18 protein-coding genes are annotated in these 18,018 nt (G+C 63.9%); 12 read left to right on the top strand and 6 right to left on the bottom strand.

The features are described from left to right. Positions 1-9: 9 nt before the first annotated feature. The 12 genes from ACHQ4I_RS07715 (at position 10) to ACHQ4I_RS07660 (ending at position 12,011) form a co-directional block, all read left to right on the top strand. Positions 10-879, top strand: coding sequence for a 3-hydroxyacyl-CoA dehydrogenase family protein (locus ACHQ4I_RS07715; RefSeq protein WP_420770999.1), 870 nt, complete (start codon positions 10-12; stop codon positions 877-879). After that, positions 876-1,643: a 3-hydroxyacyl-CoA dehydrogenase family protein gene (locus ACHQ4I_RS07710; protein ID WP_420770998.1), complete on the top strand. Its 768-nt coding sequence runs from the start codon at positions 876-878 to the stop codon at positions 1,641-1,643. The genes ACHQ4I_RS07715 and ACHQ4I_RS07710 overlap by 4 nt, the downstream gene beginning before the upstream one ends. Then, the gene (locus ACHQ4I_RS07705) at positions 1,640-2,416 is read left to right on the top strand and encodes an enoyl-CoA hydratase-related protein (RefSeq protein WP_420770997.1); all 777 of its coding nucleotides are present in this window, start codon (positions 1,640-1,642) and stop codon (positions 2,414-2,416) included. Before ACHQ4I_RS07710 ends, ACHQ4I_RS07705 begins: the two co-directional genes overlap by 4 nt. Then, a complete protein-coding gene (locus ACHQ4I_RS07700) occupies positions 2,413-3,414 on the top strand; it encodes an acyl-CoA dehydrogenase family protein (RefSeq protein WP_420770996.1) in 1,002 nt (333 codons plus the stop codon). Before ACHQ4I_RS07705 ends, ACHQ4I_RS07700 begins: the two co-directional genes overlap by 4 nt. Beyond that, positions 3,411-5,084: an AMP-binding protein gene (locus ACHQ4I_RS07695; RefSeq protein ID WP_420770995.1), complete on the top strand. Its 1,674-nt coding sequence runs from the start codon at positions 3,411-3,413 to the stop codon at positions 5,082-5,084. The genes ACHQ4I_RS07700 and ACHQ4I_RS07695 overlap by 4 nt, the downstream gene beginning before the upstream one ends. After that, positions 5,077-6,339: a CaiB/BaiF CoA transferase family protein gene (locus tag ACHQ4I_RS07690; RefSeq protein WP_420770994.1), complete on the top strand. Its 1,263-nt coding sequence runs from the start codon at positions 5,077-5,079 to the stop codon at positions 6,337-6,339. Before ACHQ4I_RS07695 ends, ACHQ4I_RS07690 begins: the two co-directional genes overlap by 8 nt. Continuing rightward, on the top strand, positions 6,327-7,109 hold the full coding sequence (locus ACHQ4I_RS07685; RefSeq protein ID WP_420770993.1) for an enoyl-CoA hydratase/isomerase family protein: 783 nt from the start codon (positions 6,327-6,329) through the stop codon (positions 7,107-7,109). Before ACHQ4I_RS07690 ends, ACHQ4I_RS07685 begins: the two co-directional genes overlap by 13 nt. Then, complete coding sequence (locus ACHQ4I_RS07680) at positions 7,106-8,254, top strand: acyl-CoA dehydrogenase family protein (protein ID WP_420770992.1); 1,149 nt, start codon at positions 7,106-7,108, stop codon at positions 8,252-8,254. The genes ACHQ4I_RS07685 and ACHQ4I_RS07680 overlap by 4 nt, the downstream gene beginning before the upstream one ends. Positions 8,255-8,268: 14 nt before the next feature. Further along, positions 8,269-9,027: an SDR family NAD(P)-dependent oxidoreductase gene (locus tag ACHQ4I_RS07675; protein ID WP_420770991.1), complete on the top strand. Its 759-nt coding sequence runs from the start codon at positions 8,269-8,271 to the stop codon at positions 9,025-9,027. Then, the gene (locus ACHQ4I_RS07670; RefSeq protein ID WP_420770990.1) at positions 8,936-9,946 is read left to right on the top strand and encodes an HpcH/HpaI aldolase/citrate lyase family protein; all 1,011 of its coding nucleotides are present in this window, start codon (positions 8,936-8,938) and stop codon (positions 9,944-9,946) included. Before ACHQ4I_RS07675 ends, ACHQ4I_RS07670 begins: the two co-directional genes overlap by 92 nt. Positions 9,947-9,956: 10 nt before the next feature. Then, positions 9,957-11,150, top strand: coding sequence for an acyl-CoA dehydrogenase family protein (locus ACHQ4I_RS07665; protein ID WP_420770989.1), 1,194 nt, complete (start codon positions 9,957-9,959; stop codon positions 11,148-11,150). 123 nt (positions 11,151-11,273) lie between these two features. Then, positions 11,274-12,011 carry a FadR/GntR family transcriptional regulator gene (locus ACHQ4I_RS07660; RefSeq protein ID WP_420770988.1) on the top strand — a complete coding sequence of 246 codons (738 nt, stop codon included), beginning with the start codon at positions 11,274-11,276 and terminating at the stop codon, positions 12,009-12,011. 183 nt (positions 12,012-12,194) lie between these two features. Here ACHQ4I_RS07660 and ACHQ4I_RS07655 read toward each other — a convergent pair whose 3' ends face one another. The 6 genes from ACHQ4I_RS07655 to ACHQ4I_RS07630 form a co-directional block, all read right to left on the bottom strand. Continuing rightward, positions 12,195-12,413, bottom strand: coding sequence for a DUF3263 domain-containing protein (locus tag ACHQ4I_RS07655; RefSeq protein WP_420770987.1), 219 nt, complete (start codon positions 12,411-12,413; stop codon positions 12,195-12,197). 110 nt (positions 12,414-12,523) lie between these two features. Then, positions 12,524-13,735 carry an acetyl-CoA C-acetyltransferase gene (locus tag ACHQ4I_RS07650; RefSeq protein WP_420770986.1) on the bottom strand — a complete coding sequence of 404 codons (1,212 nt, stop codon included), beginning with the start codon at positions 13,733-13,735 and terminating at the stop codon, positions 12,524-12,526. A gap of 11 nt (positions 13,736-13,746) precedes the next feature. After that, entirely contained in the window at positions 13,747-14,490 is a 744-nt protein-coding gene (locus tag ACHQ4I_RS07645; RefSeq protein WP_420770985.1) for an SDR family NAD(P)-dependent oxidoreductase, read from the bottom strand. Positions 14,491-15,437: 947 nt separating this feature from the next. Continuing rightward, positions 15,438-15,845, bottom strand: a complete 408-nt coding sequence (locus ACHQ4I_RS07640) for a hypothetical protein (protein WP_420770984.1) — start codon at positions 15,843-15,845, stop codon at positions 15,438-15,440. Between the two features lie 800 nt (positions 15,846-16,645). Beyond that, positions 16,646-16,933 (bottom strand): hypothetical protein, encoded by a 288-nt coding sequence (locus ACHQ4I_RS07635; RefSeq protein WP_420770983.1) that lies wholly within the window; start codon positions 16,931-16,933, stop codon positions 16,646-16,648. A 720-nt stretch (positions 16,934-17,653) separates the two neighbouring features. Beyond that, positions 17,654-18,007 carry a transposase gene (locus ACHQ4I_RS07630; RefSeq protein ID WP_420770982.1) on the bottom strand — a complete coding sequence of 118 codons (354 nt, stop codon included), beginning with the start codon at positions 18,005-18,007 and terminating at the stop codon, positions 17,654-17,656. Between the last annotated feature and the right edge of the window lie 11 nt (positions 18,008-18,018).

Below are 18,018 nucleotides of genomic sequence, written 5' to 3'. Positions count from 1 at the left end.
CTATGTCAAGTGACTGACAAAGAGAGTCTGGTGGCCGTTCTAGGAGCGGGCACGATGGGTCAGGGGATCGCGGTGACGCTTGCACGCGGAGGCTGCAATGTCCGGCTCGTGGACCGCGACAGCTCGCAGTTGGCGCGCGCCGCCGACATGGTTCGCGACTTCTTCGCCGAGAGCGTGCGCCGGGGAAAGATGACCGAGGCCGACTCGACATCGGCGCTGCGGCGAATCGAGCATGTCGCGGACCTCGCCGATATCGCCAGGGCCGAGTTCGTTGTCGAAGCGCTCCCGGAGAACCTGGCGCTCAAGACCGAAGTGCTGGCCCGCGTCGAGGAGATCTGTGCAGCCGACACGCGAATCCACACGAACACCTCGACCCTTCTCATCGGGTCGATCGCTGACGGTCTTGTCCGACCCGAGAACCTCGTCGGCACCCACTACTGCAACCCCGCGCCGCTTATGCCGCTTGTCGAGGTCGCCCGAGGGCCGAAGACCAGCGACGACACCGTCGCCTCCGCGGTCGCTCTACTCGAGTCGGTCGGCAAGACACCGGTGATACTCCGGGACAGTCCGGGGCTGATCACGAACTTCCTTGTGGTCGCCTTCGAGAACGACAGCATCAGGGCGCTGGAATCCGGGCTGGCCGCGGTCGAGGAGATCGATCGCGCTGTCACCGCTGGCATGGGGTTTCCGATCGGGCCCTTCCGGCTGCTCGACATCGTCGGTCTCGATGTGCACCTTGCGGTGACCAGCAGCTTGCACAGGCAACTCGGCGACGATCGCTACCGGGCACCGGACACGGTGGTGCGGATGATCAACGAAGGACGTCTCGGTCGTAAGACCGGACGCGGCTTCTACACGTACTCGAAGGACCAGGCATGACGCGTTATGGGATTGTCGGAGCGGGCCGGGTCGGCTCGACGGTGGCGGTAGGACTCGCGCGCGGTGGCCACCGCGTGATCGTGATCGACGCGGCTGCAGGCAAAGCCGAGCGTCTCGCTGACAACCAGCCCGCCATGAGCGTCGTCGACCGCGTCTCTGAACTCGGCGACTGCGAGGCAGTTCTCGAGGCGATACCGGACGAGCTCGACAGCAAGATCAGCGTCCTGGGCCGGTTAGCGGAAAGTGGCGCCGTGGCAGTACTGACCGCGACGTCGTCGTTCACCGTGGCGCAGCTCGCCCGCGAGTCCGGACTCGGCGAGCGACTGGCCGGATTCCACTTCCTGCCCACCGTCGCCGGCAGCGGGCTCGTCGAGATATCCGGTGCTCCCTCGACCGGTACCGCAGCGATCGACGCGGCGATAGCGTTGAGCGACGCGCTCGGAATTCCGTGGATGCGGGTATCCGACGTTCCCGGACGGGTGACACGGCGGCTGCTCGTTCCGTTCGTCAACCAGGTACTCGACGCCGCGGCGCGCGGTGTCGCGTCACCGCAAGACATCGACCGTGTCGTCTGTCTAGGACTGGGGCATGCTGTCGGCCCCTTGGCGGCGTTGCAACGCGCCGGCCTCGACGACCACATACGGGTCGCTGACAACCTCCGTCGCCAGTTCGGTGACCCAGCGTTCGAGGTGCCCGTCGACGTGACCGATCACGAACAGATCATCCAGGCAAGTTCGGACCTGACGGAGGAGCGAATCAAGTGAGTTATCAGGACATCACCATGGACGTGGGCGACGGCGTCGCCGTCGTGACGATCAATCGCCCTGATCGCGCCAACAAGCTGCGGTTCCAGACGGCGAGGGAACTGCTCGACGCCTTCCGGCGGGTCCGTGAGGATAGGGCCATCGACGTCGCGATCTTGACTGGAGCGGGAGACAAGTTCTTCTGTATCGGCGGCGAGCACGAACCGTTGGAGTCGCTCGATTACTCCAGTGTCATGCCCGTGATCGACCTGTACGAGTTCATCGACACCATGCCCAAACCTGTAATCGCCGCAGTCAATGGTTACGCCGTCGGCGGGGGCAACGTCCTGCAGGTGGTGTGCGACCTGTCGATCGCGGCGCCCCATGCGGTCTTCCGGCAGGTCGGACCGATGGTCGGAAGCTTCGACGCCGGATACGGCACCTGGTACCTCGAGGAGACGATCGGGCGCCGTCGGGCCAAGGAGATGTGGTACCTGAACAAGAAGTACTCGGCGGACGAGGCACTGAACATGGGTCTGGTCAACGAGATCAGCTCCGGTGGGTCGTCGCTCGATCGAGCGCTCGAGGTCGCGGGTGATCTGCGCAAGCGCGGGCCGTTCGCCATCTCCGCGGTCAAGACCGCGTTTTCCGGTCGACACTCGGGTGTCGTGGGTCAGGCCAGAATGGCGCACGATCTGTTGCTGACCGCCTACCGCAGTACCGCAGAATGCCATGAGCTGGCCGACGCGTTCGAGGCGCGGCGTGAGCCCGACCGGAGCAGGTTCAATCGATGACGGAGAACGACAGCGAACTGACGCACCTACTGCAGCTGGTCCGCGAACTCGCGGCGAAGAAACCATATGCGGAGGCCGACGCCGCATCGGTGCTCGGCCCGCTCGACGACACCGGCCTGCTCGATCTTGCCGCGGACACATTCGAACTCGCAGGGGTCGACTCGCTCGACTGGGCGTCTCGGGTCATCCAGGAAGTGGGTCGAGAATCGGGCTCGGTCGCCTACTTCCTGGCCTCCCGGTACGTATCCCACCGTGCACAACTTCGTCGCGGAGTTGAGGTGTTCAATCGCGAATCCGTTGCCGCCATTGCCCGTTCGGCCGACGGCGAGCTGCGATCGACGACTGCGCCGCTGGTGGTCACGCCAGCCGCTGCCGTTCTGCTCGACCCCACAGGCACCGACGTCCGCGCCTTGTCGACGACAGATTTCGAGGTGGCCTCCGACGTGCCGAAGCGAACCGGACTCGGCGGCGCGGCACTCGGTGGAATCCGTGCGGTCTACCGTCGCGATGACCGACTGCCGGATCCGGATGCGTCGGCAGCGTGCGCCGACTGGGACATCCTGGTTGCGTCGGCTGCGTTGGGAGTGGCCGATGCGGCCCTGTCCGTGTCGGTCGACTATGCCAGGACGCGACGCCAGTTCGGTAGCGCCATCGGATCATTCGCCGGTCTCCGGGCCATTGTCGCGGAGATGGCAGAGCAAATCGACTGTGCCCGTGGGCTATTGACGACAGCTGTCACTGCCGTTGCGGATCCCCATGACCGTCGCGTCGCTGCGGCCGCGGTCGCGGCCCGTGCAGGCCGAACGGCCGTCGGTGTCGTGCTTTCGGCGGTCCAGGTACACGGCGGGTACGGATACATCGACGAGTTCCCGGTCGCCGGCTACGTACGCGATGCTCTGAGCTTGCGAGCGCGTTGTTCTAGCACCCTGATGGCGCGGCGATTGGTCGCCGCTGAACGCCTGGGTTCCGGCGACACACAGGCGATGGAGAACCGATGACGACCGCTGAGATCGCCCGCAGAGCCCTCGAGCTTCCCGGGACTGCCCTCACCGCGAGCCTGATCGCGCAACGGTTCGAATCCGGCGCATGGGCCGAGCGTTCCCTCGTTGCCTTCCTCGATGACGCGGTCGCCACGTTTCCCGACCGAATAGCGGCGATCACTGTCGACGAACGCGGCAATACCGTCCGCACGCTGACCTACGCGGAACTCGATGCACTGAGTCGGCGGGTGTCGGCCGGCCTGATCGCGAACGGCGTAGGGCCCGACTCGGTGGTCACCGTGATGATGTCCAACTGCGCCGAGTTTCCGGCGGTCGTGTACGGCATCCTGCGGGTCGGCGCCACCTATTCCGGAATTCCGATCACCTACGGCTCGCACGAAATCGAGTTCATGACCTGGCGAGCCGGTTCCGACATGCTGATCGTGACGGGATCGCACGCCGGCCGCGACCTCGCCGGACTGGCCGCCACGACCCTCGCGGATCGCGATGAGATAACTGTAGTAGTTGTCGACTGTCCCGATGGCCATCCGGGAATGCGGTTCGACGAGTTGATCGCACACGGACGCTACGACGGGCCCGCACACGTCGACCCCCTCGCCATCGCGCAGTTGGCCTTCACATCGGGGACGACCGGCGAACCCAAAGCGGTGATGAACCTCCACGCCACCCTCGATGTGGTGGTACGTGGTTGGTCCGCACACGTGGGTCCGACAAACTATGGCGATCCGATGCGCAACCTCGTGATGTCACCGGTTGGGCATGCGACTGGGTTCATGTGGGGCGTGCTGCTCACCGTTCATCTCGGCGGCACTGCGGTCTACGTCGACCGATGGTCGCCGGCCGTCGGAGCCCGAGTGATCTCCGAGCAGCAGATCACCTGCATGGTGGGGTCGCCGACATTCCTCATCGACCTGTTGCGGACCGCGAAGCTCACCGCCGTTGCTGCACCGGAACTGAATCTTGTTGTCGTTGCGGGGGCGCCGATCCCGCGTCCGCTGATGCGGGAGGCGCGGGAGGCGTTGGACTGCGACGTGATCCCGGCATGGGGGATGACCGAGTTCGGTATCGCGGTCTCCGGCCGTCCAACTCTCGGTGCACGCAACGACGAGACCGACGGAATCCCCGTCGCGGCTTGTGAGATTCGGGTGTGTGACGACGCCGGATCCCCGCTGCTGGCAGGTGTGGAAGGCGAACTGCAGATCAGAGGGGCCGGGCTGTTCGCCGGCTACTACGCTCGGCCGGACTTCACCAGGGAGGCCTTCGCGACGGATGACTGGTTCGTCACTGGTGACAGGGCTGTGGTCGACACAGACGGGTGCGTGACGATCACCGGCCGCACCAAGGACATCATCATTCGTGGTGGGGAGAACATTCCTGTTGCGGCGGTCGAGAGCTTGATCTTCCGCCACCCCTGCGTCACCGACGTCGCCGTCGTCGGCTACAGCGACGAGCGACTGGGCGAGCGCGCATGCGCATTCGTATCCCTCACCGCAGGAGCCCAACTCGACCTTGCGGGCCTGTCGGTCTTCCTGCTCGACGCTGGACTGTCCAAGCGCTACCTGCCCGAAAGGCTGATCGTCATCACCGACATGCCCAAGACGATGAGCGGAAAGATCCGCAAGGTCGAGTTGCGGGAACGACTTCGAAAGGAAGGCGACCTTGCCTGACACATACGGTGCCGGTGTGGCGGGCGGATTCATGCCCAGCGAAGAGGCCACGAGCGCCGCAATGCCTCTGTCGGGGGTGCGAGTGGTCGATATCTCCTCCTCCTACGCTGCGCCGACCACGTCGATGTATTTGGCGGACATGGGCGCCGATGTCGTCAAGGTCGAACCGATCCGCGGTGACGACGCTCGGGGCTGGGGGCCTCCGTTTCTCAATGGCGAAGCTGTTTGGTTCCTGTCGGTCAATCGCAACAAGCGAAGCATCTGCCTCGATATCACCACGCCGACTGGCCACGCCACGCTGATGAAGTTGCTCGAGTCCGCAGATGTCTTCGTGGAGAACATGAGTCCGGCCAAGCTGGCCAAGCACGGTCTGGCGCTGGACACCCTCGCGCAGCGCTTTCCCTCGCTGGTGATCTGCGCGCTGTCCGGCTACGGGCTCGATGGGCCCGACTCGGCGCTTCCCGGCTATGACCTCATCGCGCAGGCACGGTCCGGACTGATGAGCGTGACCGGCCCCGTCGGTGGCACACCACAGCGAGTCAGTACAGCACTGTCCGACGTCGCCGCCGGAACGATCGCGGCTTTCGCGGTATCGTCCGCGTTGGTACGGCAGCGAACGACCGGCGTCGGGGAGATCATCGATGTCTCCCTGCTCGAATCGGATCTCGCCTTTTTGTCGCCGAGGATCGCGAGTTATCTTGCGGGCGAACCGGAACCGCGCCCCAGTGGCGGAACCGACTCCGTCGTCGCGATCTACCAGTCGTTCGATACGGCCGATCGTCCGATCGTCGTCGCTGTCGGTAACGACCGGCATTGGTTGAGCGCCTGCCAAGTTCTCGGTCTCGAGCATCTGTCGATGCAGTCCGACCTCGCTACGAATGCCGGGCGACGGGACCGCCGGTTGGAGATCGTCGGACTGTTTCAGGATGTCCTCTCGACCGTCACGGCGGATGACGCCCTGACAATGCTGCAGTCAGTAGGTGTTCCGTGCTCCCGGATCCAACACCTGTCCGAGGTCGTAGTGGATCTGCAGGTCGTGGCCCGGCGCGGGATCGTCAAGCAGGACCACCCTGTCGCGGGGCCGTTCGAGAGCGTTGCCAGTCCGTGGAAACTCGCCTCCGATCCGCTCGCCCGCACGAATGCCACCCCGGCGCCGCTCCGGGGACAGCACACCCGAGAGGTGCTCGCCGAGCTGAACCTCGAGAACGAGCAGATCGACGAACTGATCAGAAAGGGAGCCGCATGGGCGCCGTGATACGAAGGCACGACGAGGGGCGCGTCAGAGTGCTGACTCTGGACCGGCCGGACAGCCTGAACGCACTCAATAGTCCGATGCTGTTCGCGCTCGAGGACCACTTCGCCGAAATCGAGGCGGACGACGGCGTCGGATGCGTCGTCATCCGCGGTGCGGGTGCCCGCGCCTTTTGCGCCGGTGCGGATCTCGATGAGATCCGCGGGCTGGACTATGAAGCGGCTCATCGCTTCCTGTCCCGGGGACACCGGGTAATGACCGCGATCGCCAACGCTCGGGTTCCCGTTGTCGCCGCCGTCGACGGGTGGGCCCTCGGTGGCGGGTTCGAGCTGATGCTCGCCTGCCACATCGTCGTTGCCACCGAGTCGAGCCGCTTCGGGCTGCCCGAGGCCAAGATCGGATGCATGCCCGGATTCGGTGGTACACAACGCCTTCTGCATGCGGTGGGTAGGCCAGTCGCGCTGCGCATAATGCTGTCCGGTGAGCCGATCGACGCGCCGACAGCGTGGCAGGTCGGGTTGCTGTCCCAGCCGCCGATGCCGTCCGCGGATCTGGCGGTGACTGTGCGGGCATTGAGTGAATCGATTGCATCCGGTAGCCGAACGGGAACGAAACGCATTCTCGATGCGGCCGCAGCGGCGGCCCGTCCGGCCGCGCTCGACTACGAAGCTGCCCTGGCAGCGGCATCGATCGCGTCGGCCGACGGTCAGGAAGGAATCGCCGCATTCGCTGAGCGCAGGCCGCCGATTTTCACGAGAGGAAGCACGTCATGATGCCGCAGCAGTCGGATGAACTTGCGGCCGTCCGCAGTGTGATCGCGCAAATGATCGCTCCCGATGCCGAACGGATCGATCGGACGTCGGCCTTCCCCGATGCGGCCATTCGCGCGCTCGGGGAGGCTGGCGCCGGTGGACTGCTCATGCCCGTCGAATACGGTGGCCAGGCCCGACCGACCCGCGAATACGCGGAGGCGATGGAACTCATTTCAGCTGCCTGTGGCGCCACCGCGACGGTGTACATGACACAGATGCACTGCGCCCACCCCATCAACCTCGCAGGCACGGCTCAGCAGGCTGGGAAGTGGATTCCGGCGTTGTGCTCGGGGGCGGCGATCGGGGCGATCGCCCTGACGGAATCGGAGGCGGGTTCCGATGTCGCGGCCATGCGCACCGTCGCTGCTCGACACGACGATCACTACATCATCAACGGAAGCAAGATCTTCATCTCGAATGGTGATGTCGCCGATGTGATCGTCCTGTTCGCAACGGTCGATCCGGCGCTCGGCAAGGAAGGCATCACCGCTTTCCTGGTGGCCACCGAGAACCTCCCAGGGTTCGATGCCGGTCGCCCGATGAAGAAGCTCGGCCAGAAGGGTGCCTCAACCGTCGAGCTCACGTTCACCGACTGCCATATACCCGCCGAGTGGCGTCTGGGAGAAGAGGGCGCCGGATATCCGCTGCTGCTCCGGTCGGTCCTCAACTCCCGGATCAGCGCCTCCGCCCAGGGCGTCGGATTTGCGCAAGGCGCCTTCGACGCAACAGTCCGGCATCTCATGGGTGACGGGCTGCTCTCGGCTCAGCGCCGGGACGCACAAGACCTTCAATTCGACCTTGCGCGCATCCGATCGGAGATCGCTGCGGGCCGCGCGCTCGTGCGCGCTGTGTGCGATCTCGTCGACGCAGAGGCGCCGCAGGCCGCCGTAGAGGTGTCGGTGGCCAAGTTGCACTGCACCGCGCTCGGCGTGCGGGTGGCGGACGAATGTATCGCGCTTCTCGGCGATAACGGTGACCGCTGTGACCTCGGTACGGAGCGACGGCTACGGGACGCCAAGATCACCGAGATCTACGACGGCACGAATCAGGTTCAGAGCATGCTCATCGCCCGCGAGATCCGCATCGATGCGGCCGCAGTCCAGTGATCAAGGAGAGTTCGATGCAGATTGATGTGCGTGGCAAGGTTGCGCTGGTCACAGGAAGCTCCTCGGGTATCGGCGTTGGATGTGCCCGTGTGCTGAGCGCTGCCGGTGCCCAGGTGATCGTCACTGGCCGCCGACGTGATCAACTCGAGCAGGTAGCCGCCAGCGTTTCCGAACTGGGGTATGAAACTCCCGCGGTGGTCGTCGCTGACGTGTCGAGCGGAGACGGGATCTCGCGCCTGCTCGATTCGGTTGCCGCATTGGGCAAGCGCGTCGATATTCTCGTCAACAATGCCGGTGGGTCACGGCCCACTCCGCTGGATGCGGGAGACGAGTTCTGGGACGAAGCCCTCGGATTGAACTTCACGGCGGCGCGGAGGCTGACCGGGGCGCTGCTGCCGGCGATGCAGGACGCCGGCTGGGGGCGTGTCATCAACGTCAGCGGCTCTATGGAGCCCCGCTCGCTCAACGCGGCGTCTGCCGCGAAGGCGGCGCTCCATGTCTGGTCCAAGGGGCTGTCGTGCGATGTCGCTGGTGACGGTGTCACCGTCAATTGCATTGCACCAGGCAGGATCACGAGCGAGCAGACGATGAACAAGCTGCATCCGGACCCTGCGGCACGGGATGAGTTCATCCGCCGGAACATTCCGGTAGGCCGCTTCGGAGAGCCCGACGAAATCGGTCATGCGGTGGCCTTTCTCGCGTCACCACTGGCGGACTACATCACCGGCGCAGTGCTTCCCGTGGACGGCGGCATGCACTACTTCGCCCACTAGCACGATGGCAATCATCCAGCCGGCGACAGGGATGCGTTCCTGCCTGTTCGTCCCCGCGTCCAGCGAACGCCTTTTGGCCTCCGCGCGCACGGCCCCGGCCGACATGATCATCATCGACCTGGAGGACTCGGTGATTCCACAGGAGAAGGAGACAGCCCGACAGCGTGCGGTCGACGCCATCTCCTCGGGTGGTTGGTCGAGCCCGCGCCTGAGTGTGCGCGTGAACGCTTGGGAATCGCCGTGGCTTCTTACCGATGTCACCGAACTCATTCGTCGGTGCGGTGCGAACATCGACGCGATCATGCTACCGAAGACCCGGTCCGCGGTAGACGTGATCTGTCTCGATCGAATCCTCGGCCAACTCGAGTGCGAGGGTAGCCTCGTACCGGGCGGCATTCGCATTGATGCGCTGATCGAGGATGCAGCGGGGTTCGCTCAGCTCGATTCCATCGCCTCCGCAGGGGAGCGACTGCGCTGCTTGTGTTTCGGTGCGGTCGATCACCGTGCATCGATGGGATTCCGGGCCGGTGCCGCCGGGGACCTGCAGCAATCGGCGCGACTGGCGATCGTCAGCGCTGCGCGGGCGAACGACAAGCTTGCCGTTGACGGACCGTTCACTCAGGTCCGCGATGCGGAGGCGTTTCGCATGGACGTGATGCGTTGTGCCGGTGAGGGATTCGACGGGCGCCTGCTCCTGCATCCCGCGCAGATAGAGATCGCCCACAACGAATTTGCACCTACCGCAGAAGAAACGACGCTCGCCACACGCATCGGCTCCGCACTCGATCACTCGGCCTCGACGGGGAGCGGCGTTGCCGTCCTCGACGGGGTGATGGTGGACGAGGCCACACAGAAATGGGCGCAGCGGATCATCGCCAGGATCGAGCCCACCACACGCGTGAATGGTGAGGCGCCATGAAAGGAATCCCATGAGTCGACTTGTGACTACCGAAGGTCTCACCGAGGACCAGCGTCAGATTCTCGACGTCGTCCGGAAGTTCGTGGACAAGGAAATCCTTCCGGTTGCCACCGAACTCGAACACCGCGACGAATACCCCACCGCCATCGTCGACGGTCTGAAAGAACTCGGCGTATTCGGTTTGATGATCCCCGAGGAGTACGGGGGGATCGGTGAGTCGCTGCTGACCTATGCATTGGTGGTCGAGGAGATCGCCCGAGGCTGGATGAGCGTGTCCGGTGTGATCAACACCCATTTCATTGTCGCCTACATGCTGATGCGGCACGGAACCGAGGAGCAGAAGCGCAGGTACCTGCCGAGAATGGCGGCCGGAGAGGTACGCGGTGCGTTCAGCATGAGCGAACCTGCGCTCGGCTCGGATGTCGCGGCGATCACGACGAAGGCGACCAGACACAACGATGGTTCGTACTCGATCACCGGCCAGAAGATGTGGCTGACCAACGGTGCATCCTCGAATCTCGTTGCGGTATTGACCAAGACCGATGAGGGGGCGGAGTCGGTCTACCGGAACATGACGACCTTCCTCGTCGAGAAGGTGCCCGGGTTCGGCGAGACAGCCGAGGGCGTCACGATCCCCGGCAAGATCGACAAAATGGGTTACAAGGGCATCGACACCACGGAGATGATTTTCGACGATCATCGTTCGTCGAACGATCAGATCCTTGGTGGAGTCCCCGGCAAGGGCTTCTATCAGATGATGGACGGCGTCGAGGTCGGCCGAGTCAATGTGGGTGCCCGCGCGGTGGGGATTGCGAATCGAGCGTTCGAACTTGCCATCGCTTACGCCCAGCAGCGGGAGACGTTCGGCAAGCCGATTGCCCAGCACCAGGCGATCCAGTTTCGCTTAGCGGAGATGGCCACCAAGGTCGAGGCGGCACACTCGATGGTCGTTCGCGCGGCTCGCCTGAAGGATTCCGGGAAACGCAACGATGTCGAGGCTGGGATGGCCAAGATGCTGGCGTCGGAGTACTGCAACGAGGTGGTCGAGAGTGCGTTCCGGATCCATGGAGGATATGGCTATTCGAGGGAGTACGAGATCGAGCGCCTCTACCGCGAGGCAGCCTTCATGCTCATAGGCGAGGGTACGTCCGACATCCAGAAGCTCATCATCGGTCGGAGTTTGCTGAAGGAATACCAGCTCTGACGATGAGATCGGGGGTCACGCACGCACCGAGACCCCCGACGGGTTTCCGAACTGGTAACAGTCAGGCAATTTATCGACTGTTAAACTCGTATCAAGGGTTACAGCGTCTGAGGGGATGGACAAATGACAGGGCCAGAGGCCGGGCCGTTCGTTGCGCAGCAGGTGCTTCGGCCACGAGAACAGGTACAGAAGCAGATCACGGACGCTATTTTGGACGGACAGTTCGCGCAGGGAGAGAAGTTGCCGTCGGAGAACGCGCTGGCCGACATGTTCGGTGTCAGCCGGCCGACGGTCCGAGAGGCACTCGGATCGCTGGTGGCCGCCGGACTGGTTCGCAAGATCCCCGGCGTCAGCGGCGGGTCCTTCGTCCGTGAGGTCGACAGCAAGGCGCTGGGGCGGATGCTCCAGGACTCAATGTTGCACGTGCTGCGGCTCGGATCCCTCAACATCGAGGAAGTGAGCGAGGCCCGAGAGATCGTCGAGGTTCCGTGCGCCCGCCTCGCGGCACGCAACCGCACCGACGAGCAGGTAGCCGCCGCACGTGCGGTCATCTCGCGGCAGAAAACAATCGACCTTTTCGACCCCCAGGTCTCGATACTGGATCAGGAGTTCCATCGCGTTATTGCAGAGTCGACGGAGAACCGTCTGCTTGTGGCCTTCGTACAGGCACTGCATGCGTGCACCGCGCCCGTCAGCTACCTCGAACTGACGCCGGAGGTGGGTCAGGAGACGATCCGTCAGCATACGAGGATCATCAAGGCGGTCGAGGCCCGTGACGAACAAGCGGCCGCTGAGGCGATGCACGAACACCTGACCTACGTCCGTCGGCGGAGCCGGGACTACCCCGAGACCAAATCCTGAGTCCCCAACAGGGCAACGATTCGGGGAGGTTTCCACTACCGGGGCCCTCCTCGAATCGCCTCTTCGTGAGCCACCCGTAGCGGTGACGCGCCGGCGCGACCCGGGTGTGGCCGACGCGTAGGCCGTTCCGCCACTTGGCCGCGAACCAGGGCCCGCGTTCCTGGAGCGTCGCTCAGCGCCCGGTCAGGAAGGTCGGGACAAGCGATCGATGCATTGGTCGCGGAGTTTGGCGATGGTCGAATTGCCGAGGGCGCGGGCGGCGGGGGAGCCGAGCAGGCGGATCAGGCGGGTGTGGAATTCTCTGGCGGTGAGGCCGAACCGGACGTAAGCCTCGTCGTCGTTGCCGCCGTACGGGGCCCATTCGGTGGCGAATTCCAGGATGTCGATCTCGTGCGTGCTCATCTGGAATCCCTGCGGAGTCGGCGATTTCGCGGGACTTGTGCACCAGGGCGTCGATTCGCGTGACGGTGGGGGTTCGTGCGGGTACACATCCAATTGCTCTTTGTCGCCATTCACATCCGCTCGAACACGGCAGCTAGACCCTGGCCGCCGCCGATGCACATCGTCTCGATCCCGTAGCGCGCCTGCCGACGCTGCATCTCCCGCAGCAGATTCGCCATAATACGTCCTCCTGTCGCACCGATCGGATGCCCGAGCGAGATACCTGAACCGTTCACGTTGACCCTCTCGAGGTCAGCTTCCGTGAACTTCCATTCGCGGAAGCATGCCAACACCTGGGCCGCGAATGCCTCGTTCAGTTCGACGAGGTCGATGTCGGACCACTGCAGCCCTGCGCGCACGAGCGCCGCATGTGTCGCGGGGACGGGTCCAATGCCCATCCGTGACGGTTCCACCCCCGCCAGCGACCAGCTCACCAGCCTGCCGTAGGGGCGCAGACCGAGGGCATCTGCCCGCTCTGGTGTCGTTACGATCGCTACTGCGGCCGCATCGTTCTGACCGCTCGAATTGCCCGCTGTGACAGTCGCTTCGGGGTCGACAGTCGCGAGCATGGGAGTCAATGCGGCCAGCTTGTCCATGGAGATGTCCGGTCGTGGATGCTCGTCGCGGACGATCACCCGCTCTGGTGCCTTCCGCGTGGCGGGGAGGATGACCGGGATGATCTCGTCGTTGAACAGGCCCTGGTCCATCGCTCCCACCGCGCGGCGGTGCGAGCCCAGCGCCCACTCATCCTGCTCGGTGCGGCTGATTCCATGGTCACGTCGGAGATTCTCTGCGGTTTCTATCATTCCGCCCGGTACCGGGAATCGTTTACCCCCAGAGTTCGTGCGAGGCTCGGCGAGCCTATCCTTCACGACAGGAGTTCCGCCTTGATTCCACCGAGCGTCCGCCAGATACAGCTCGGTCTGGCTCATACTCTCAGCGCCGCCGGCGAGGACCAGGTCCGACCCGCCGCTCGCGACCTGCATGCACGCATAGATCACCGCTTGCAGCCCTGATCCGCACCGGCGGTCGACCTGGAGCCCTGGGACCGTGATGTCCAGCCCGGCATCCAACGCGGCAATCCGGCCGAGTGCGGCCGCTTCGCCATTCGGGTAGCCCTGCCCGAAGATCACATCGTCGACATCCGCGGAAGCGATGCCCGTCCGGTCGACGAGGCCTCTGATGACAGTGGATGCAAGCTCAGCCACCGGAACGTCCTTGAAGACGCCGCCGTAGCGGCCGACCGGTGTCCTTACGGGCTCGCAGATGACTGCGTCGCGCATAAAAAGATCTCCTAAACGCTGGATTCGCCGCCATCGACGGCGATGGTCTGGCCGGTGAGGAAGGTCGGGGCGTCCAGCGCCAGATACCGGACTACGTTCGCGACTTCCCTGGGCTCGCCCATTCGATGGGCAGGGATGCGGCGCAGCACCTTCTTCATAGCTTCGGCGTCTCCACGCAACTCGGCATTGATGTCGGTGGCGATGTAGCCAGGTGCGACCGCGTTGATCTGTGCGCCGAAGCGTGCCCATTCGGCGGCAGCCGCGCGCGTGAAGTTGATCACCGCCCCTTTGGAAGCGCAGTAGGACGTGTATCCCGGTCGGCCGACGAGGCCGAACACGGAGGCGACATTCACTGCCCGCCCGGAACCGACCGACTCGAAATGTCTTGCCGCAGAACGTGAACAGTGGAACATCCCGCGGACGTTGATGTCGAAGATGCGTTGCCAGTCTGCATCAGTCAGATCGACGAGATTCCGCTGCAACGCGACACCGGCGTTGTTGATCAGAATGTCGAGTCGACCGAGTTCGTTCAGGCATGTCGCGAAGAGGTGCTCAACGGAGGACTCGTCCGAGATATCGGTAACGCAGGCAAGAGATTTCACCCCGAGTGCGCTGATCTCTTCCGTCAGCGACCGGAGTTCGTCGGCGCCACGCGCCGCAAGAACGGTCTGTACTCCCGACTCGGCGAGAGCGAGAGCCGTGGCTCTGCCTAATCCGCGGCTGGCACCAGTGACGATGGCGACTGAAGGCGACATATCCACATGTTGTCTGACAATTACCAGGATGTCAATATTGGGTGTGGATGCTTTGAACCTCGCCCGACGCCGAGGCTGAGCGCGAGTCCGGCCGGGGAGCGGGGGCCGAGGATCTAGCCGTACCTGGCAAAGAGGTTGGTAGCGCAGGCGACGTGTGCCGGTCGCTGTCTGCTCGAACTGAGTCCCACAAGGCTCGATGTTCGGCGATGACGCCGCGATGTGCTTCTGTCCAGTCGGCCAGCGCTTCTCAGTGGGACGGTTAGGGGCTCGCGACGGAGGTGAGTGCGTACTCCACGCCGGAGGACGCGTCTCTCCCGCACGGTTTGCGAAACCAGCCCGTCGCGCTCAAGTCTCTGAAGCGTTGCGGATACCGCGGTAGGACGTGGCACGTACGGCTGCGCGTCGCGCCGTGGCGTGTGCGAGGGATCGCTCGTGCATGCGTCCGTCTCAGTTGTGCCGTTGCCGCGTGTTAGAGGGGGGAGCGACCTTCCACTCGCGCAAGCAGATGCGTCACCAATGACGAAACTGTGTGCCGCGAGCGGCTTCGCTGTCGCATCTGAGCCACGTCTGACTGCCCGAGCTAGCGGGGAACGTGCGCGGGGAGGTGATCGAGCACGGATTTGCATCAAATTTGGATGCAAATCCGTGCTCAAGTAATGAGCGAGAGGGGATTTGAATAGCTGCGTTGATGGTGACCAGCACCTGAATCTGGCGTGGCTGCCGGGATTTGCCTGTCGCGGAAGCGGATTCTGCACGGTCGATGACTTCCCGGCTGAACAACCGCCGCCGTCAGGTGGTGCAGGACCGGGCCGATTGCCGTGAACCAGTGGACTCAACACAGCCTCATGGGTCCCGAGGACCGGGCATTGACTGTGGACCAATGTCGAAGAGTGCTTCCCAGTGGCTATCGCCGGCCTCGGGGCAGACAATCTGCCTGACCGCGTCGTTTATGTCGTCATATGGTTCTTCTGTGCCAGCGTGACCGTTGTGGCTAGGGGGTGGGGTTCCCCGGTGAGGTGGGCGAGCGCGGATGCGACTTCGTTGATTGTTGCCGTGGTGTAGACGCCGGTGGGTCCGGCGCTGCCGAGGGCATGGCGGGCGAATTCGCGTGCGGTCGCCCCGCCGTAGCGGCGTTCGACCCAGGTGGTTGTGGTGTGGCGCAGCCAGTGGATGGAGATGCCGTGGGTGATGACCCAGGGCAGATATCGGCCGAGGCGCTCGAACAGGTAGTTGTAGCGACGGCGAGTGATGGGTTTTCCGTTGCGTGCAGATACATTGAAATTCTGCCCAGTTCTGGCTGTAATATCGATTACTAGCGTTGGTATGCGTGGGATTCGTTGGTTGACGTCAGCCATTAAATGCTGGTTTTGATGACAGCCCCGACGGCTGGCCAGCAACCATGCTGGAGATGAGCGACCGGACGAGAGTGCAGTTTTGCCATCTCATGGCCGTCGACCCCTTGCAGTTGGCCTTGTCGTAGGTTCGTGCCCTGGGCAGGAAACGCAAAACACGGGCAACTGGGAAACGCCTGGTCATCGTGGGTACGTATCCCGTCTGAGGGATCGCGAAGCCCTGCGGAAGTTGGTCAACCGGTCCCAGCTATATTGCGCCCCAGGTGGAGCGCGTTGATGTCAACTCCGGTTGAATCGTCTTCAGGCTTGCTCGAGAAGACGCAGATCCCGATGCCGACGCCTGGACTCGCGCGTCGTCCAGATCATCCGGAATTGAGCGCAGCAACATGGCGCGACTGCAGAACGGCGCGAACTGACCTGCTGAGCGTAAACCGTCCTTCCAGCTCCGACTGGCGACGACGGCAAACTGTGGCGATAGCGGCGCAACAGCGTGCCGGATGCACTGGCCGCCGCTCATGTCGACAACACCAGCGGGCGGTCGCCGCAGAAGTCGGCGTTCGCGATCGGTGAGATGCCCGACACCCGACCGGCAATCCCATCAGCACATCCAACAGATCCATTTGCGTCACCGCCGCCAAGCCAGCCGCCTGGCGCCGTGCAATCTCCGCAGTATTGGAGAGATAGGCAACCCCCACTGCGGTGTTGAACATCCGCACAACCGCGGAGGAGGATCGCTCCAGCGTGTCGGTTGCGTGCCGGGGCCGTAACGACAGCCCGTGCCGCCTCGGCCACACCAGCACGACTCACGACGCCTCCACCTCTACTTCCGCCAACCGTTGCGCAAGAGACGAAACGGTGTTCCAGAATTCATACTCCCGCCGTCGGTACCAGCAACGACGATCACCAGTGATCTGACCCAATCGTTCAACCAAACCTGCGGCCAGCAGATCACGAATCGGACCGTAGTACACGCTCGCGGCGACTGTCCGGTCTTCGGCGAGCTGGGACAGGTTAACTCCCTGATCATCGCTCTCGGCCAGTGCCACCAGTAGTTCGAGCCGATAGCGATTGCCGAACAAAGCAGCCGACATCTGTCGATCCGGCGGGCATTCAGCTAGAACCATGAGCGAAGAAGATTAGTGATTAGCGAATCATGAATCAAGCCTCCTCTGGGGCAACACACCGAGCGCGATCCCCCAGTGAGGGTTACGGTAGCGATTGTCAGCGTGCCGAAATCACGTGAACCGCAGGATATTGCACCGAAATTGACGTGCGAGCATGGGGAACCGGGAGTTCAAGTCCCCTTAGCTCCACCAGGAATTCCATTTCAGGGCTCCAACCTGCATGTTTGTGATTCCAGCGGACCTTTCGCTTGTCACGTGAGCGAAGGTTTTCGCAGGTCACGAGCGTTTTCTGGGTTCTGTTCCTGTAAGGGGCCGGGGTCGTTCCCCTGCTGCTGGCTCACCAGGCCATGGCACATCACTATTCGACAGCGACCTGCCACTGGGGACATCACCCGCAAGCCCGCCGATGTCGTGCCCCGGGATTGGCCACCGGTCACGGCGATATCGTGACCGCCCTCGACTGCCCTGACCGGCTGATCGTGTCGGTACCCGCTGCGATACTTCCGTCATGGGGTATGAGGCTGTCCAGCCGAGAGCTCGCAGGGGATGCAAGGTGGGCGGGCACTCGGTGCGCGGGTACCACCGTTACACCGACCGCCCTCGCCGGCCGCCGCGCTACCGGTCGATGCATATCCACAGCCACCGCAGTGGGTCGGCCGTGCCGATACTGGTGGGCCGGCGGGTCGATCACGGGCGGTATGGTCCTGTGCGCGTGACCGGGCACGCGGTCTCACGCAAGCGGGTGTGGCGGTTGATGCGTGCGGCCGGGCTGCTGGGCAGGCATCCGAGTCGCCGACGCCTCGTCGGCGACTCGGCGCGGGTGTCTTCCCAGCGGAACGGCTGCATCGCGCCGCACCGGCGGAATGCGCGCTGCGGCTGCAGGAACAGCCGCCGGCTCAGCGGAGACGAGGCGGTGCCGGTGACCGCATGCACACCGACCGCGACCTGGCAGTTGCCGGCCTTGCCGAGCATGCCCGAGTACTGCCGGGTTGCGCACAGTAAAGCGTCACAATCCTTGGCGAACCCGGTGTCGTCGACCACCCAAGCCAGTG

Source organism: Nocardia nepalensis, from assembly GCF_048910785.1.
Taxonomy (GTDB): Bacteria; Actinomycetota; Actinomycetes; order Mycobacteriales; family Mycobacteriaceae; genus Nocardia; species Nocardia nepalensis.
The sequence above is the reverse complement of the archived record's forward strand: the minus strand, read 5'-3'. Positions and strand labels throughout refer to the sequence as shown.

Excerpts from the sequence above, each read along its gene's own strand:
- ACHQ4I_RS07640 (WP_420770984.1), bottom strand. The coding sequence starts at position 15,845 with ATGGCTGACGTCAACCAACGAATCCCACGCATACCAACGCTAGTAATC.
- ACHQ4I_RS07655 (WP_420770987.1), bottom strand. The coding sequence starts at position 12,413 with ATGAGCACGCACGAGATCGACATCCTGGAATTCGCCACCGAATGGGCC.
- ACHQ4I_RS07695 (WP_420770995.1), top strand. The coding sequence starts at position 3,411 with ATGACGACCGCTGAGATCGCCCGCAGAGCCCTCGAGCTTCCCGGGACT.
- ACHQ4I_RS07660 (WP_420770988.1), top strand. The coding sequence starts at position 11,274 with ATGACAGGGCCAGAGGCCGGGCCGTTCGTTGCGCAGCAGGTGCTTCGG.
- ACHQ4I_RS07685 (WP_420770993.1), top strand. The coding sequence starts at position 6,327 with ATGGGCGCCGTGATACGAAGGCACGACGAGGGGCGCGTCAGAGTGCTG.
- ACHQ4I_RS07675 (WP_420770991.1), top strand. The coding sequence starts at position 8,269 with ATGCAGATTGATGTGCGTGGCAAGGTTGCGCTGGTCACAGGAAGCTCC.
- ACHQ4I_RS07635 (WP_420770983.1), bottom strand. The coding sequence starts at position 16,933 with ATGTCGGCTGCTTTGTTCGGCAATCGCTATCGGCTCGAACTACTGGTG.
- ACHQ4I_RS07670 (WP_420770990.1), top strand. The coding sequence starts at position 8,936 with ATGCGGTGGCCTTTCTCGCGTCACCACTGGCGGACTACATCACCGGCG.
- ACHQ4I_RS07650 (WP_420770986.1), bottom strand. The coding sequence starts at position 13,735 with ATGCGCGACGCAGTCATCTGCGAGCCCGTAAGGACACCGGTCGGCCGC.
- ACHQ4I_RS07700 (WP_420770996.1), top strand. The coding sequence starts at position 2,413 with ATGACGGAGAACGACAGCGAACTGACGCACCTACTGCAGCTGGTCCGC.
- ACHQ4I_RS07710 (WP_420770998.1), top strand. The coding sequence starts at position 876 with ATGACGCGTTATGGGATTGTCGGAGCGGGCCGGGTCGGCTCGACGGTG.
- ACHQ4I_RS07665 (WP_420770989.1), top strand. The coding sequence starts at position 9,957 with ATGAGTCGACTTGTGACTACCGAAGGTCTCACCGAGGACCAGCGTCAG.
- ACHQ4I_RS07680 (WP_420770992.1), top strand. The coding sequence starts at position 7,106 with ATGATGCCGCAGCAGTCGGATGAACTTGCGGCCGTCCGCAGTGTGATC.
- ACHQ4I_RS07645 (WP_420770985.1), bottom strand. The coding sequence starts at position 14,490 with ATGTCGCCTTCAGTCGCCATCGTCACTGGTGCCAGCCGCGGATTAGGC.